Below are 15129 nucleotides of genomic sequence, written 5' to 3'. Positions count from 1 at the left end.
GGCCCCAAAAATCACGTGCGTGTATGATACCCGAGGTCTACCTAATTAGCTAAATCCGTGGTATTTGGGGCTTTTTCATGCAGGCGTATCAGCGCGATTTCATTCGTTTTGCCATCGATCGCGGGGTTTTGCGCTTCGGTGAGTTCACCCTGAAGTCCGGGCGTACCAGTCCTTACTTCTTCAATGCCGGCCTGTTCAACAGCGGCTCGGCCCTGGCGCAGCTGGGGCGTTTTTATGCCGCGGCGATCGTCGACAGCGGCATTTCTTTCGATGTGCTTTTCGGTCCTGCGTACAAAGGCATTCCTTTGGCGGCGGCGACGGCCGTGGCCCTGGCCGAGCATCATCAGCGCGATCTGCCATGGTGTTTCAACCGCAAGGAAGCCAAGGCTCACGGCGAAGGCGGCAGCCTGGTCGGCGCGCCATTGACTGGCGACGTGCTGATCATCGACGACGTGATCACCGCGGGCACGGCGATCCGCGAAGTGATGCAGATCATCGGATCCCAGGAAGGCGCCAAGGCCGCGGGTGTGCTGATCGCCCTGAACCGTCAGGAGCGTGGCAATGGTGAGTTGTCGGCGATCCAGGAAGTCGAGCGCGACTTCGGCATTCCTGTGGTGAGCATCGTTTCCCTGACCCAGGTCCTGCAGTTCCTGGCGGACGATCCGGCGCTCAAGCAGCATCTGCCGGCGGTGGAAGCCTACCGCGCGCAATTCGGCGTCTGATACCGACTTGTAGGGATCGCACAGGCAAAAAAAGACCCCGCCCAGCCAGGCTGAACGGGGTCTTTTTGTTTGTGTTGCTTAAGGACGCTTGCGATTGCTGATCAGGGTGCCGACACCGGTATCGGTGAAGATCTCCAGCAGAATCGCATTGGGTACCCGACCGTCGATGATCAGCGAGCTGCCCACGCCACCCTGTACCGCTTCCAGCGCGCAGCGAATCTTCGGCAGCATGCCGCCGTAGATGGTGCCGTCTTCGATCAGGGCATCGACCTGCTGGGTGGTCAAGCCGGTCAGCACCTTGCCCGACTTGTCCATCAGGCCGGCGATGTTGGTCAGCAGCATCAGCTTCTCGGCTTTCAGCGCCTCGGCCACCTTGCCGGCCACCAGGTCGGCGTTGATGTTGTACGACTCGCCGTTGGCGCCGACGCCGATCGGGGCGATCACCGGGATGAAATCACCTTTGACCAGCAGGTTCAGCAGGTCGGTGTTGATGCCGACCACTTCGCCTACGTGGCCGATGTCGATGATTTCCGGGGTGGTCATTTCCGGCGTCTTGCGGGTGACGGTGAGCTTCTTCGCGCGAATCAGCTCCGCGTCCTTGCCGGTCAGGCCGATGGCGCTGCCGCCATGGCGGTTGATCAGGTTGACGATGTCCTTGTTCACCTGGCCGCCGAGGACCATCTCCACCACGTCCATGGTCGCCGCGTCGGTGACGCGCATGCCATCGATGAAGTGGCTTTCGATGGACAGGCGCTTGAGCAGGTCACCGATTTGCGGGCCGCCGCCATGCACCACCACCGGGTTGATCCCGACAGCCTTCATCAGCACGATGTCGCGGGCGAAGCCGGTCTTCAGCTCCTCGCTTTCCATCGCGTTGCCGCCGTATTTGATCACCAGGGTCTTGCCGACATAGCGGCGAATATAAGGCAGCGCTTCGGACAGGACCTTGGCGGTATTGGCGGCGGCATCGCGTTCGAGGGTCATTCAGGGCTCCGGCACTTCAATAAAGGCGCTTGAAGAAAATCAAAACGGTAGTTGGAGGTCAGGTGCAACACGTTTCAGCTGGGTGTGGAACACATCCTTGATGCGCTGCAGTTCGGCTTCGTCATCGGCTTCGAAGCGCAGTACCAGCACCGGTGTGGTGTTGGAGGCGCGAACCAGGCCCCAGCCTTTGGGGTAGTCGACTCGTACGCCGTCGATGGTGGTCAGGTCGGCGCCTTCGCCCCATTGCGCGTCGTGCAGCGCATCAATGATGCTGAATTTGCTCTCTTCGGTCACATGGATATTGATTTCCGGCGTAGAAATATCATTCGGGAAGGTGGCGAACAGCTCTTCCGCGTTGGATTTTTCCTTGCTGAGGATCTCCAGCAGCCGCGCGGCGCTGTAGATACCGTCGTCGAAACCGAACCAGCGTTCCTTGAAGAACACATGCCCGCTCATTTCACCGGCCAGCAACGCACCGGTCTGCTTCATTTTCTTTTTGATCAGCGAGTGACCGGTCTTCCACATGAGTGGGCGACCGCCGTATTCCTTGATCAGCGGGATCAGGCGGCGGGTACATTTGACGTCGAAGATGATCTCCGCGCCCGGGTTGCGCGCTACGACATCCTTGGCGAACAGCATCAACAGGCGATCGGGGAAGACGATGCTGCCGGTGTTGGTCACGACGCCAACGCGGTCGCCGTCGCCGTCGAAGGCCAGGCCGATATCGGCGTTGGTCTCGGCGACCTTGGCGATCAGGTCTTCCAGGTTCTCGGGCTTGCCCGGGTCCGGGTGGTGGTTGGGGAAGTTGCCGTCCACTTCGCAGAACAGCGGGATGACTTCGCAATTCAGCGCTTCGATCAGCTGAGGCGCGATGACGCCGGCCGCGCCGTTGCCGCAATCGACCACCACTTTCAGGCGACGGGCGAGTTTGACGTCGGCAGTGATTTCCTTGCCGTAGCGATCGAGGATGTCGACCTTGGTGATGCTGCCCTGGCCGCTGCTCAGGTTGTTGGTCTTGAGGCGATCGTGCAGGGCCTGGATCTGTTCGTTGGCCAGGGTGTCGCCGGCAATGACGATCTTGAAGCCGTTGTAGTTCGACGGGTTGTGGCTACCGGTCAGCATCACCCCGGATTTGCCAGCCAGCACATTGGCCGCGTAATACAGCGCCGGTGTCGGTACCAGGCCGACATCGCTGACGTGGCAACCACTGTCGTGCAGGCCCTGGATCAGTTGCGCCACCAGCTCGGGGCCGGACAGGCGACCGTCACGGCCTACGCAAACGTTGGGTTCGCCTTGGGCCAGGCTCTCGGAGCCAATGGCGCGACCGATCCAGTAGGCGGTTTCAGCGTTCAGGGTTTCCGGAACGGTTCCGCGAATGTCGTAAGCGCGAAAGATGCTTTCAGGGAACTTGGGTACGACTTTGGCTGCATTGCTCATCACTGGGGGTGCTCCGTCTAAAAGGGGGCAGGACAGGCCGGAATACTGACCGGAAGGCTCAAACTGAAGGGTATGACGGCGTTTTTGCCCTTGGGTTCATGGTGCAAAAATGCCATCTGATGAGCGTCAGCTCTTTTTCGACCACCTTCAGCCTTGATTCCGGGCGGCTCAGTCTCTGAGTAAAGCAGCAGAATTTTAGTGTTGAAACACAGCCCGCCAATCTAGGGCCGAGTTGTTGGCTCGGCCCGTTTTTTTTCTTAATGGCTGCCGGAGTGACCGAAACCGCCCGCGCCGCGCTGGCTTTCGTCGAAGGCTTCGACCACTTCGAAGTGCGCCTGGACCACGGGTACCAGTACCAACTGGGCAATGCGTTCGCCCACCGCAATGTTGAAGGCGGTCTGGCCACGGTTCCAGCAGGAGACCATGAGTTCGCCCTGGTAATCGGAGTCGATCAGGCCGACCAGGTTGCCCAGGACGATGCCGTGCTTGTGACCCAGGCCGGAGCGCGGCAGGATCAGCGCGGCGAGGCCTGGGTCGCCGATGTAGACGGACAGGCCGGTAGGAATCAGCAGGGTCTGGCCCGGTTCCAGGAGGGTGTCCTGCTTGAGCATGGCGCGCAGGTCGAGGCCGGCGGAGCCTGGCGTGGCGTACTGCGGCAGGGGGAATTCGTTGCCGATGCGTGGGTCGAGGATCTTGGCTTGTAAAGCGTGCATGCGAGTTAAACCTGGTTCAGCCGTTCGGCGATGAAAGAGATCAGTTGGCGGGCAATCTTGCCCTTGCTGGTCTGGGCGAAGAGAGTTGCGTGCAACTCCCGGTCAATCACGCTGCAGGCGTTTTCCTCGCTGTTGAAGCCAATGCTCGGGTTGGCCACGTCGTTGGCGACGATCAGGTCGAGGTTCTTGTCTTTGAGTTTGCGTGCAGCGTAGTCGAGCAAGTGTTCGGTTTCAGCGGCGAAGCCGACGCTGAACGGACGGTCGGGGCGGGTGGCGATGGTGGCCAGGATGTCCGGGTTGCGCACCATCTGCAGCAGCAGGCCGTCGCCGTTCGTAGGGTCTTTCTTCAATTTCTGTGGGGCGACGACTTCCGGGCGGTAGTCCGCGACCGCCGCCGAGGCGATGAACAGGTCGCATGGGATGGCGGCCTCGCAGGCGGCGAGCATGTCGCGGGCACTGACCACGTCGATCCGGGTCACGCGATCCGGGGTCGGCAGGTGCACGGGACCGGTGATCAGGGTGACCCGAGCACCGGCTTCGACCGCTGCTTCGGCCAGGGCAAAGCCCATTTTTCCGGAGCTGTGGTTGGTGATGTAGCGCACCGGGTCGATGTTTTCCTGGGTCGGGCCGGCGGTAATCAGCACGTGTTTGCCAGTCAGCGCCAGATGCTGGAAGCAGTCGGCGGCGCACAGCGCCAGATCGTTGGCTTCGAGCATGCGGCCCAGGCCGACGTCGCCACAGGCCTGGCTGCCGGAAGCCGGGCCGAAGACTTTCAGGCCACGGCTTTGCAGCAGCTGGGTGTTGGCCTGGGTGGCAGGGTCGCGCCACATGGCCTGGTTCATGGCCGGGGCGATGGCGACGGTGGCGTCGGTGGCCAGGACCAGGGTGGTCAGCAGGTCGTCGGCGATGCCTTGGGCCAGGCGGGCGATCAGGTCGGCGGTGGCCGGGGCGATCAGCACCAGGTCGGCCCATTTGGCCAGTTCGATATGGCCCATGGCGGCTTCGGCCGCGGGGTCGAGCAGGTCCAGGTGGACCGGGTGCCCGGACAGGGCCTGCATGGTCAGCGGGGTGATGAATTCACTGCCGCCACGGGTCATGACCACACGCACTTCCGCGCCGTGGTCGAGGAGTCGGCGAACCAGCTCGGCGCTCTTATAGGCAGCGATGCCGCCGCCGACGCCGAGAACGATGCGTTTCCGATACAGCCGCTGCATAGGCCTGCCTTTCAGTTCAATGATTGCTGCGTGTAACACCCCCTCCCCAGGGGAAATTCCACGCAAAAAGATGGGCTAAGATAGCACAGCGACCGCTATGGAACAGCGGCGCCCACACACATGGAGGTGCTATGAGCATTCGCGACTGGCCTGCGGCGGAGCGCCCGCGGGAGAAGCTTCTCGAGCAGGGCGCGCTGGCCCTTTCCGACGCCGAATTGCTGGCGATTTTCCTGCGCACCGGGGTCGCCGGAAAAAGCGCGGTCGACCTGGCGCGACACCTGTTGCATCAGTTCGGCAGCCTGCGTGGCCTGCTCGAGGCGGACCAATTGACCTTCAGTCGGCAGCTTGGCCTGGGCCCGGCCAAGTTCGCGCAATTGCAGGCGGTGCTGGAAATGGCGCGCCGGCATCTGGCGGAAAAACTCAGTCGCAATTCGGTGCTGGAAAGCCCGGTGGCGGTCCGCGACTACCTCAAGGCGATGTTGCGCCATGAACCGCATGAGGTCTTCGGTTGCCTGTTTCTCGACTCCAAGCACCGGGTGCTGGCGTTCGAGGCGTTGTTCCAGGGTTCCATCAACACCACCAGCGTCTATCCGCGGCAAGTGGTCAAGCGTGCCCTGGCGCACAACGCGGCCGCGCTGATCCTGTGTCACAACCATCCTTCGGGCGTTTCCGAGCCGAGCCAGGCGGATCGGGTGCTGACCCGCAGGCTCACGGAGGCGCTGGACCTGGTGGATGTGCGCGTACTCGACCATTTCATTGTCGGCGAGGGCGAGCCGCTGTCGATGGCCGAGTACGGCTGGATGTAGCTCGCGGCTCAGGGCTTGAGGCTGACCTTCGAGTAGTCCTGGCGACCGAACGGGCTGACCTGATACCCATGGACATCCTTGCGCGTCAGGGCGAAGGCGGTCGGGTGGGCAAGCGGTAGCCACAGGGCCTGCTGCTGGATCTGGGTTTGCGCCTGCTGGTAAAGCTTGCTGCGCACGCCCTGCTCGGTGGTGGTCTTGCCGGCGGTGATCAGCTTGTCCAGGCCGGGGTCGCAGTAGCGGGCGAAGTTGGTCCCGGACTTCACCGCCGCGCAGGTGAACTGCGGGGTGAGGAAGTTATCCGGATCGCCGTTGTCGCCGGCCCAGCCCATGAACAGCAGGTCGTGCTCGCCGGCCTTGGCCCGACGGATCAGTTCGCCCCATTCGATCACGCGGATCTCCGCCTGGATCCCGACTTGTGCCAAGTCTGCTTGCAGCTGTTGCGCGCCCAGGCTCGGGTTGGGGTTCAACAGACTGCCGGAAGGGCGGGTCCAGATTGTGGTCTGGAAGCCGTCTTTCAGGCCGGCCTTGGCCAGCAATTGGCGGGCCTTCGCCGGATCATGGGCGTACCCAGGCAGCTCCTTGGCGTAGCTCCAGGTGTTGGGCGGGAAGGGGCCGTTGGCGGGTTCGGCGGTATTTTCGAAGACCGCTTTCAGGTAGTTGGCCTTGTCGAAGGCGAGGTTGATGGCCTGGCGCACTTCAGGTTTGTCCAGCGGTGGGTGCTGGCTGTTGATGGCGACGAACGCGGTCATGAAGGCCGCGGTTTTCTCGACCTTGAGCGCAGGCTCCTCAAGCGCGGCGGTCACGTCCAGCGGCTTGGGCGACAGGGCGATCTGGCATTCGTTGCGGCGCAGCTTCTGCAGGCGCACGTTGGCGTCCGGGGTGATGGCGAAGATCAGCGAGTCCACCGCCGGCTTGCCGGCAAAATAGTCGGGGTTGGCCTTGTAGCGGATCGATGCGTCCTTCTGGAAACGGCCGAAAACGAAGGGGCCGGTGCCGATCGGCTGGCTGTTGAGCTTGTCCTGGGTGCCGGCTTTGAGCAACTGGTCGGCGTATTCGGCGGAGTAGATCGACGCAAACCCCATGCTCAGGGTGGCGAGGAAGGTCGAATCGGCATGATCAAGGGTGAAGCGCACGGTCAGCGGATCCAGGGCGTCGATCTTCTTGATCAGCGCCGGCAGCTGTAGCGACTGGGCATGGGGATAGCCGCTCTGCGCCACTTTATGCCAGGGGTTGGCCGGGTCGAGCATGCGGTCGAAGCTGAACTTCACGTCTTCGGCGGTCAGCTCGCGGCTCGGATTGAAATACGCGGTGCGATGAAACTTCACTTTCGGGTGCAGCTTGAACACATAGGTCAGGCCGTCGGCCGAGACTTCCCAGCTATCGGCCAGGCTCGGTACCACCTTGCCGCTGCTGGCGTCGAACTCCACCAGGCGATTCATCAGCACATCGGCCGATGCGTTGGTGGTGGTCAGCGAGTTGTACTGCACTACGTCGAAACCTTCCGGGCTGGCCTCGGTGCATACGCTTAATGCGGCGGCGTGGGCCAGCGGGCTCAGAAGAAGAGGGGCGAACAGGAGCGGGAGGGCAGCGAGGCGCATGTTTGGCTTCCTTTGCAGATCGAAGGCCCATCTGCGAGTGCAGTCTGGAAAAAGGCTTACCCTAGTGGCCCCGTTGAAAAATGACTATCCCCTTTTTTCGCTCGTGGGCCGGATACGTTGGCTTTTATTGCAGCGTCGAACCTGTTGGCGGCCGGCAGTCATGGCCACATTAGGCATGAATTGACAGAGGTTTTTTCCATATATTGACGTGGAACGAGCGGTGCGGCGGCTGTGTATGGTGATTTTGCCGCCTGTTTCACCCTCGCAGAATTTATTCTGCGACGAGCGGTCAGCCATGGCGCCAGCCTTTGGTGCAGGCATCCGTAGCAAGAAAACAGGGACTTTTCGAAATCCAAAGCACACCGGCTGTTGTTGCTACGGGGTCTTTCTGGTATAAAGCAGCGCTCTTTTCTAGGGGCCCGGTTCCTTCGCTTGTAGGTGTAGCCGGTAAGACCCTAAAGAAACGCGGCGCCTGGCGCCAAATGACTGAGAGATTAAGCGGCCAACCCATGCCGGGTTGGGCATGTGGTTTTAGAGGGCTGAGGCATGTCGAGAGTCTGTCAAGTTACCGGTAAGGGTCCGGTGACTGGGAATAACATTTCCCACGCAAACAACAAAACCCGTCGTCGTTTCCTGCCGAACCTGCAGCATCACCGCTTCTGGGTTGAGTCCGAGAAACGTTTTGTGCGTCTGCGCGTATCTGCCAAAGGCATGCGTATCATCGACAAGCGTGGCATTGATGTCGTGCTGGCCGAACTTCGTCGCGATGGCAAGGTTTAAGGGAGCTAATCATGCGTGAATTGATTCGTTTGATTTCGAGCGCCGGTACTGGTCACTTCTACACTACCGACAAGAACAAGCGCACTACTCCGGACAAAATCGAGATCAAGAAATATGATCCGGTTGTTCGTAAGCACGTGATCTACAAGGAAGGCAAAATCAAGTAATTGATTTTTCTTCTGACAAAAAAACCCGCCTTCAAGCGGGTTTTTTTGTGCCTGCGATTCAGGCTTTCGGTTCGAAGATCACATAGATCTTGCGGCACGGTTCCAGCACCTCCCAGGTGCCGCGAAAGCCTGCGGGAATGACGAAGCGATCGCCGGCGCGCAAGGTCTTGGCATTGCCTTCGCCGTCACGCAGGACCGAAACCCCCTGCACGATCTCGCAGTACTCGTGCTCGGTGTAGTTCACCGTCCACTGGCCGATCGCGCCTTCCCACACCCCGGCGTTCATCTGGCCGCACGGACTGTTGTAGTGGTTGAAGACGGTTTGCTCAGGGTCGCCCTTGAGGACTTTTTCCTGGGCGGGGCGATACCGCTCGGGCGCAGTGTTGGCCTGATTGAAGTCGACGATGTCCTGGATGCTCATGCAGGTATTCCCCCCCTGATTGCGCTGCGAATGGCTGGAAAGCCCAAAGTCTATGTTTATTAAAATGAACATAGCAATGGCGTTTTCCTAGCCGCTGTCAAATATATTGAAACTTCGGGTGCCGCTGGTTTAGGGTGGCGAATGCCATGGGCCGAAGCAGGCTGGCCGGGCAGAATTCCTGAAGGTGCCGGCATCGATCGCGTGGCGCCTGTATCCAACAAGAGGAGGACACTCGCATGACCACCCTGACTCGAGCCGATTGGGAACAACGCGCCCGCGAGCTGAAAATCGAAGGCCGCGCCTACATCAATGGCGAATACACCGCCGCCGTTTCCAACGAAACCTTCGAATGCATCAGCCCGGTCGATGGCCGTCTGCTGGCGAGTATTGCCAGCTGTGACGCCGCCGACGCACAACGCGCGGTGGAAAACGCCCGCGCCACTTTCAATTCCGGTGTCTGGTCGCGCCTGGCGCCGGCCAAGCGTAAAGCCACCATGATTCGTTTTGCCGGCCTGCTGAAGCAGCATGCCGAAGAACTGGCCCTGCTCGAAACCCTGGACATGGGTAAGCCGATCAGCGACTCGCTGGGTATCGACGTTCCCGGCGCGGCGCAAGCGCTGAGCTGGAGCGGCGAAGCCATCGACAAGATCTACGACGAAGTCGCCGCCACGCCCCACGACCAACTGGGCCTGGTGACTCGCGAGCCGGTGGGCGTGGTCGGCGCCATCGTGCCGTGGAACTTCCCGTTGATGATGGCCTGCTGGAAACTCGGGCCGGCGCTGTCCACCGGTAACTCGGTGATCCTCAAGCCGTCGGAAAAATCGCCGCTGACCGCTATCCGCGTCGCCGCGCTGGCTGTCGAGGCCGGGATCCCGGCCGGCGTGCTCAACGTGCTGCCAGGTTATGGCCACACCGTGGGCAAGGCCCTGGCCCTGCACATGGACGTCGATACCCTGGTGTTCACCGGTTCGACCAAGATCGCCAAGCAGCTGATGGTCTACTCCGGCGAATCGAACATGAAGCGCGTCTGGCTGGAGGCGGGCGGCAAGAGCCCGAACATCGTGTTCGCCGATGCCCCGGACCTGCAGGCCGCGGCCGAATCCGCGGCCAGCGCCATTGCCTTCAACCAGGGCGAAGTCTGCACCGCCGGTTCGCGCCTGCTGGTGGAGCGTTCGATCAAGGATAAATTCCTGCCGCTGGTGATCGAGGCCCTCAGGGCCTGGAAACCGGGCAACCCGCTGGACCCGGCCACCAACGTCGGCGCGCTGGTAGATACCCAGCAGATGAACACCGTGCTGTCGTACATCGAGTCCGGTCATGCCGACGGCGCCAAGCTGGTGGTGGGCGGCAAGCGCACCCTGCAGGAAACCGGCGGGACCTACGTTGAACCGACCATCTTCGACGGCGTCAGCAACGCAATGAAGATCGCCCAGGAAGAGATCTTTGGCCCGGTGCTCTCGGTCATCGCCTTCGACACCGTGGAAGAAGCCATCCAGATCGCCAACGACACGCCGTATGGCCTGGCCGCGGCGGTATGGACGGCCAATATCTCCAAGGCTCACCTGACCGCCAAGGCGCTGCGGGCCGGCAGTGTCTGGGTCAACCAGTATGACGGCGGCGACATGACCGCGCCGTTCGGCGGCTTCAAGCAGTCGGGCAACGGTCGTGACAAGTCGTTGCACGCGTTCGACAAGTACACCGAACTGAAGGCGACCTGGATCAAGCTGTAATTCAAGGGGCGCGGATATCGGGCGTCTGAACAGACGCCACCCCGCGCACCGTTAGCCGATCCATATCGCAGCCGGACTTTCCGCCAGGGAGGTCCGGCTGCGTTGTCTCTGTCATGAAAAAAACCATCCACAGGAGCGTGGAAATGCGCTGGGCAACTTATTTCGCCGTTTTGGCGGCTGTCCTGAGTGTGGGGCTGGCCTTGGGCGTGAGCATGCCGCTGGTGTCGTTCCGCCTGGAGAGCTGGGGGTATGGGCCCTTTGCAATCGGCGTGATGGCCTCGATGCCGGCGATTGGCGTCTTGCTCGGGGCGAAGGTTTCCAGCCGACTGGCGGCGCGCTTTGGCACGGCGGGGCTGATGCGCCTGTGCCTGTGGGGCGGGGCGATCTCCATCGGCCTGCTGGCGCTGTTGCCGAGTTATCCCCTGTGGCTGGTGCTGCGGCTGATGATCGGCGTGGTGCTGACCATCGTCTTCATCCTCGGCGAAAGCTGGATCAACCAGTTGGTGGTGGAGCAGTGGCGCGGTCGCCTGGTGGCGCTGTATGGCAGTAGCTATGCCTTGAGCCAATTGGCTGGCCCGCTGCTGCTGGGCGCCTTGGGCACCGAGCATGACTACGGTTTCTGGGTGGGCGTCGTGCTGCTGGTGGTGTCGCCTCTGTTGCTGATGGGCCGCAGCGGCGCGCCGAGCAGCGAGTCTTGCAGCGTGACCTTCGGTGACCTATGGCGGTTCTGCCGTGGCCTGCCGGCCATTGGCTGGGCGGTGGCGCTGTTCGCCGCGTTCGAGGCGATGATTCTGACCCTGCTGCCGGTCTATTGCCTGCGCCAGGGGTTTACCGAGGACATCGCCCTGGCGATGGTCAGCACCGTGGTGGTGGGCGATGCCTTGTTGCAGCTGCCCATCGGTGCCCTGGCCGACCGCGTATCGCGGCGCGCCTTGTTCGCCGGCTGCGCGGTAATCCTGCTGCTGTCGAGCCTGGCCATTCCGTTGCTGCTCGACACCCTGCTGATCTGGCCGCTGTGGGTGTTGTTCGGCGCCAGCGCCGGGGGCCTGTTCACCTTGTCGTTGATTCTGATCGGCGAGCGCTACCGCGACGATGCGCTGGTGCGCGCCAATGCCCACGTCGCCCAGCTGTGGGGCATCGGCTGCCTGATCGGGCCGCTGGTGGCGGGGGCGGGCAGCCAGTGGGTCAGCGGGCATGCCTTGCTGTTGCTGATGGCGGCCGGGGCCCTGGGGCTGATTGTGCTGTTGTTGCGCGAAGGCGCGTTTGGCGCGGCCCAGCCACAAACCCTGTAGGAGCGAGGCTTGCCCGCGATAAGGGTCTGACAGTCAACATCTTGATTGAATGCAGTTCCGCTATCGCGGGCAAGCCTCGCTCCTGCAAGGGCTGGGCTCAGAGCATCCGTTCGAGGCCGATGGTATTGCTCATCCAGGCATTGAAGCGCCGCCACCAGCTGCCAGGCTCGCGGGTCAGGGTGTGCAGTTGCTGGTTGTCTTCGGTGACCCAGACCAGCTTGCCATCCTGCAGTTTCGCCTCGTAGCTCAGGGCCGGCGCCATGCCTTGCAGCGCCAGGCCGCGAACGCGCTCGGCCAGCTCGGGGCTGTCCACCAGCACCCCGACTTCGGTGTTCCACAGCACCGAGCGCGGGTCGAAATTGAAGGAGCCGATAAAGGACTTCTGGCGATCGAAAATCATCGCCTTGCTGTGCAGGCTGGAGTCCGAGCCAGGATATGACGCGCTGTGGAACAGATGAGGGCCGCTGCCGCCGCCGTTACCGGGTTGGCGTCGCAGTTCATAGAGTTTCACGCCGTGTTGCAGCAGCGCCTTGCGATACGGCGCGTAGCCGCCGTGGACCGCCGGCACGTCGGTGGCTTCCAGGGAGTTGGTCAGCAGGCTCACCGCAACCCCGGCGTCGGCACGTCCGGTGAGGTAGACCAGGCCTGGCTGGCCGGGGACGAAATAGGCCGAAACCATCATCAACTCTTTACTGACGCTCTGTAGCTCCGGCGCCAGCTGGGTGGTCAACAGCAGGTGCGGGTCGGGCTCGCCGTTGGACAGGACCTTGCTGGGGGCGTCCCACAGCGCCTGGTTCCAGGCCCAGATCAGCTCTTTGCGCCAGACATCCATGCGCGGCTGGGTCCGATAGGCCTTGAGCTCCTGGAACAGGGCATGCTCCTGCTGCTGGGCGTCGTCCAGCGATTGCTGCAGGCGCAGCCGGGTGTTGGCCAGCTCCCAGGCCGATGGCAGGCGCGACATAAACTCGCCGATGGGTTTGCTCAGGGCGCTGTTCCAGTACTGGTCGAAGCTGTGCCCGAGCTGTTCGGCCACCGGGCCGAAACCGAGGATGTCGATGTCGGTGAAGTTCAGGTTGGGTTCGGCGTCGAAGTACTCGTCCCCCAGGTTGCGCCCGCCAACGATGGCCGCGCTGTTGTCCGCCAGCCACAGCTTGTTGTGCATGCGTCGATGTTGCAGCGACAGGTTGAACAGACGCCCCATGGCACGGGTCACGCCAGTGCTGCGCCCCAGGTGCAGGGGGTTGAACAGGCGGATCTGTATCCGCGGATGGGCGGCGAGGGTGGCCATGATCTGGTCCAGGCCGTCGCTGGTGGTGTCATCCAGCAGAATGCGGATGCGCACGCCGCGGTCGGCGGCCTTGAGCAGTTCGTCCACCAGCATCCGGGTGCTGATGCCGTCATGGACGATGTAGTACTGCAGGTCGAGGCTGCTTTGGGCGTTGCGGATCAGTTCGGCGCGGGCCATGAAGGCTTCGCTGCTGTCGGACAGCAGGCGAAAGCCCGAACGTCCCTGATAGGGGGCGGCCTGGGCCTGGATCGAGCGACCGAAGGCCGAGTCGGCGGCCGGCAGAGCCTGGCTGGGCTCGCGAGGCACATCGAGGCTGACGCAGCCGCTCAGGCACAGCGCGATCAGCATAAGGAAGGCCAGGGCCTGTCTGGATCTCAAGTCAGCTCATCTCGAATCGCTGCGATGGTCTAGCTGTGACGCCGGTTTCACAGGAAAAGGTCAGTCCGTTGCGCAATCTTCAGCCAGCAGCTTGATGGCGGCTGCGCCGACTTTGCGCACGGCTTCCTCGATCTGTGCCGTTGGCTTGGCAGCGTAGTTCATCCGCAGGCAGTTGCGGTACTTGCCCGAGGCCGAAAAGATGCTGCCCACGGCAATCTGCACGCCCTGGCCGAGCAGCGCGCGGTTCAGGCGCAGGGTATCGAAACCTTCCGGCAGTTCGACCCACAGCATGAACCCGCCCTGCGGCCGGCTGGCGCGGGTACCCGTGGGGAAATAGCGGCTGACCCAGTCGATCATCAGGTCGCGATTGCGCTGGTACTGGGTGCGCATGCGCCGCAGGTGCGGCTCGAAATTGCCGCTCTTGAGGAACTCGGCGATGGCGATCTGCGGCTGCGGCGCGGTGGAGCCGGTACTGATGTATTTCATGTGCAGCACTCGTTCCAGATAGCGCCCGGGGGCGACCCAGCCGATGCGCAGGCCCGGCGCCAGGGTCTTGGAGAAGGAGCTGCACAGCAGCACCCGGCCATCGTCGTCGAACGACTTGATGGTCCGCGGGCGCGGGTAGGTGTAGGACAGCTCGCCATACACATCGTCTTCGATGATCGCCACATCGAAGCGCTGGGCCAGGGTCAGCAGGGCCCGCTTGCGCGACTCCGGCATGATATAGCCCAGCGGGTTGTTGCAGTTGGGGGTCAACTGTATGGCCTTGATCGGCCATTGCTCCAGGGCCAGTTCCAGGGCGTCGAGGCTGATGCCGGTGAGTGGGTCGGTGGGGATTTCCAGGGCCTTCATGCCCAGGCCCTTGAGGGTCTGCATGGCGCCATGGAAGCTCGGCGAGTCGACGGCGACGATATCCCCGGGCTCGCAGGTGGCACGGATGCTGGTGGACAAGGCTTCATGGCAGCCGGTGGTGATCACCAGGTCGTTGGCGCCGAGCTGGCAGCCGGAATCGAGCATCAGCCGCGCCAGCTGTTCACGCAGTTCGTGCACGCCGTAGATGGTGTCGTAATACAGACCGGGCATGTCCTGGCGCCGGCTAATGCGGGCGAGCCCGCGCAGCAGGGGCTTGAGGGTCGGGCTGGTGACGTCGGGCATGCCGCGGCCCAGCTGGACGATGTCCTTGCGCGGCACGCTGCGGATCAGTTCCAGCACCTGGTCCCACTGCGAAATCTCCACCGGCCGCTGCGCCGGGCGACCCACTGCGGGCAGTGCCGGCAGCTCACGGCTGACCGGCACGAAATAGCCGGACTTGGGCTTGGGCGTCGCCAGGCCGCTGTCTTCCAGCACCCGATAAGCCTGCTGCACGGTACTCAGGCTGACCCCGTGTTCGACACTCAAGGCCCGTACCGACGGCAGTCGGTCGCCGGGGCGATAGAAGCCTTGTTCGATACGTGTGCCCAGCAGTTCGGCGAGATTGACATACAGGGTCATGGCGCAGCCTCGGGGTGATTGAATCGGGTAACCAGTACAGATGGCGCAAAATTACAGGATTCAGCCCGGATAGGGGAAATTCTGTATGGAGATAATAGCGGTGCTTTG

The 15129-nt window shown here is 62.4% G+C and carries 13 protein-coding genes and 1 pseudogene; 6 read left to right on the top strand and 8 right to left on the bottom strand.

Annotation, left to right across the window (positions count from 1 at the left end; translation table 11 throughout):
* Positions 1 to 77: 77 nt before the first annotated feature.
* Positions 78 to 722 carry an orotate phosphoribosyltransferase gene (gene pyrE / locus C4K27_RS30160; RefSeq protein WP_053263106.1) on the top strand — a complete coding sequence of 215 codons (645 nt, stop codon included), beginning with the start codon at positions 78 to 80 and terminating at the stop codon, positions 720 to 722.
* Between the two features lie 78 nt (positions 723 to 800).
* Here pyrE and argB read toward each other — a convergent pair whose 3' ends face one another.
* The 4 genes and pseudogenes from argB to coaBC form a co-directional block, all read right to left on the bottom strand.
* Positions 801 to 1706 (bottom strand): acetylglutamate kinase, encoded by a 906-nt coding sequence (gene argB / locus C4K27_RS30155; protein ID WP_007921120.1) that lies wholly within the window; start codon positions 1704 to 1706, stop codon positions 801 to 803.
* A 39-nt stretch (positions 1707 to 1745) separates the two neighbouring features.
* A pseudogene (locus tag C4K27_RS30150) lies at positions 1746 to 3149 on the bottom strand (phosphomannomutase/phosphoglucomutase); the annotation flags it as partial.
* A gap of 251 nt (positions 3150 to 3400) precedes the next feature.
* A complete protein-coding gene (gene dut / locus C4K27_RS30145) occupies positions 3401 to 3856 on the bottom strand; it encodes a dUTP diphosphatase (protein ID WP_009046184.1) in 456 nt (151 codons plus the stop codon).
* A 5-nt stretch (positions 3857 to 3861) separates the two neighbouring features.
* Positions 3862 to 5070: a bifunctional phosphopantothenoylcysteine decarboxylase/phosphopantothenate--cysteine ligase CoaBC gene (gene coaBC, locus C4K27_RS30140; protein WP_007921117.1), complete on the bottom strand. Its 1209-nt coding sequence runs from the start codon at positions 5068 to 5070 to the stop codon at positions 3862 to 3864.
* Positions 5071 to 5201: 131 nt separating this feature from the next.
* Between coaBC and radC the strand changes: the two genes are divergently transcribed.
* The gene (radC, locus tag C4K27_RS30135; RefSeq protein WP_007921116.1) at positions 5202 to 5876 is read left to right on the top strand and encodes a RadC family protein; all 675 of its coding nucleotides are present in this window, start codon (positions 5202 to 5204) and stop codon (positions 5874 to 5876) included.
* Between the two features lie 8 nt (positions 5877 to 5884).
* On the opposite strand, the gene C4K27_RS30130 is transcribed toward radC, so the two are convergent.
* Positions 5885 to 7474: an ABC transporter substrate-binding protein gene (locus tag C4K27_RS30130; protein WP_053263104.1), complete on the bottom strand. Its 1590-nt coding sequence runs from the start codon at positions 7472 to 7474 to the stop codon at positions 5885 to 5887.
* Between the two features lie 546 nt (positions 7475 to 8020).
* Between C4K27_RS30130 and rpmB the strand changes: the two genes are divergently transcribed.
* The gene (rpmB, locus tag C4K27_RS30125) at positions 8021 to 8254 is read left to right on the top strand and encodes a 50S ribosomal protein L28 (protein WP_007921114.1); all 234 of its coding nucleotides are present in this window, start codon (positions 8021 to 8023) and stop codon (positions 8252 to 8254) included.
* A gap of 11 nt (positions 8255 to 8265) precedes the next feature.
* Positions 8266 to 8421: a 50S ribosomal protein L33 gene (rpmG, locus tag C4K27_RS30120; protein ID WP_003177274.1), complete on the top strand. Its 156-nt coding sequence runs from the start codon at positions 8266 to 8268 to the stop codon at positions 8419 to 8421.
* Positions 8422 to 8479: 58 nt separating this feature from the next.
* Here the strand turns inward: rpmG and C4K27_RS30115 are convergent, their stop codons facing one another.
* Positions 8480 to 8842 carry a cupin domain-containing protein gene (locus C4K27_RS30115; RefSeq protein ID WP_038574716.1) on the bottom strand — a complete coding sequence of 121 codons (363 nt, stop codon included), beginning with the start codon at positions 8840 to 8842 and terminating at the stop codon, positions 8480 to 8482.
* Between the two features lie 236 nt (positions 8843 to 9078).
* Between C4K27_RS30115 and C4K27_RS30110 the strand changes: the two genes are divergently transcribed.
* Both C4K27_RS30110 and C4K27_RS30105 read left to right on the top strand, forming a co-directional pair.
* On the top strand, positions 9079 to 10572 hold the full coding sequence (locus C4K27_RS30110; RefSeq protein ID WP_053263103.1) for an aldehyde dehydrogenase: 1494 nt from the start codon (positions 9079 to 9081) through the stop codon (positions 10570 to 10572).
* 143 nt (positions 10573 to 10715) lie between these two features.
* Entirely contained in the window at positions 10716 to 11864 is a 1149-nt protein-coding gene (locus C4K27_RS30105; RefSeq protein ID WP_053263102.1) for an MFS transporter, read from the top strand.
* Positions 11865 to 11961: 97 nt separating this feature from the next.
* Here the strand turns inward: C4K27_RS30105 and C4K27_RS30100 are convergent, their stop codons facing one another.
* Positions 11962 to 13500 (bottom strand): phospholipase D family protein, encoded by a 1539-nt coding sequence (locus C4K27_RS30100; protein ID WP_053263101.1) that lies wholly within the window; start codon positions 13498 to 13500, stop codon positions 11962 to 11964.
* A gap of 90 nt (positions 13501 to 13590) precedes the next feature.
* Positions 13591 to 15021, bottom strand: coding sequence for an aminotransferase-like domain-containing protein (locus C4K27_RS30095; protein ID WP_007921095.1), 1431 nt, complete (start codon positions 15019 to 15021; stop codon positions 13591 to 13593).
* Positions 15022 to 15129 lie beyond the last annotated feature (108 nt).

Origin of the sequence: Pseudomonas chlororaphis subsp. chlororaphis (assembly GCF_003945765.1) — a bacterium.
GTDB lineage: Bacteria > Pseudomonadota > Gammaproteobacteria > Pseudomonadales > Pseudomonadaceae > Aquipseudomonas > Aquipseudomonas chlororaphis.
The sequence above is the reverse complement of the archived record's forward strand: the minus strand, read 5'-3'. Positions and strand labels throughout refer to the sequence as shown.

What these genes read in the sequence shown, in the direction of transcription:
- C4K27_RS30100 (WP_053263101.1), bottom strand. Translation starts at nt 13,500, where the DNA reads ATGCTGATCGCGCTGTGCCTGAGCGGCTGCGTCAGCCTCGATGTGCCT.
- coaBC (WP_007921117.1), bottom strand. Translation starts at nt 5,070, where the DNA reads ATGCAGCGGCTGTATCGGAAACGCATCGTTCTCGGCGTCGGCGGCGGC.
- rpmB (WP_007921114.1), top strand. Translation starts at nt 8,021, where the DNA reads ATGTCGAGAGTCTGTCAAGTTACCGGTAAGGGTCCGGTGACTGGGAAT.
- C4K27_RS30130 (WP_053263104.1), bottom strand. Translation starts at nt 7,474, where the DNA reads ATGCGCCTCGCTGCCCTCCCGCTCCTGTTCGCCCCTCTTCTTCTGAGC.
- C4K27_RS30110 (WP_053263103.1), top strand. Translation starts at nt 9,079, where the DNA reads ATGACCACCCTGACTCGAGCCGATTGGGAACAACGCGCCCGCGAGCTG.
- dut (WP_009046184.1), bottom strand. Translation starts at nt 3,856, where the DNA reads ATGCACGCTTTACAAGCCAAGATCCTCGACCCACGCATCGGCAACGAA.
- pyrE (WP_053263106.1), top strand. Translation starts at nt 78, where the DNA reads ATGCAGGCGTATCAGCGCGATTTCATTCGTTTTGCCATCGATCGCGGG.
- C4K27_RS30095 (WP_007921095.1), bottom strand. Translation starts at nt 15,021, where the DNA reads ATGACCCTGTATGTCAATCTCGCCGAACTGCTGGGCACACGTATCGAA.
- argB (WP_007921120.1), bottom strand. Translation starts at nt 1,706, where the DNA reads ATGACCCTCGAACGCGATGCCGCCGCCAATACCGCCAAGGTCCTGTCC.
- C4K27_RS30105 (WP_053263102.1), top strand. Translation starts at nt 10,716, where the DNA reads ATGCGCTGGGCAACTTATTTCGCCGTTTTGGCGGCTGTCCTGAGTGTG.
- rpmG (WP_003177274.1), top strand. Translation starts at nt 8,266, where the DNA reads ATGCGTGAATTGATTCGTTTGATTTCGAGCGCCGGTACTGGTCACTTC.
- C4K27_RS30115 (WP_038574716.1), bottom strand. Translation starts at nt 8,842, where the DNA reads ATGAGCATCCAGGACATCGTCGACTTCAATCAGGCCAACACTGCGCCC.
- radC (WP_007921116.1), top strand. Translation starts at nt 5,202, where the DNA reads ATGAGCATTCGCGACTGGCCTGCGGCGGAGCGCCCGCGGGAGAAGCTT.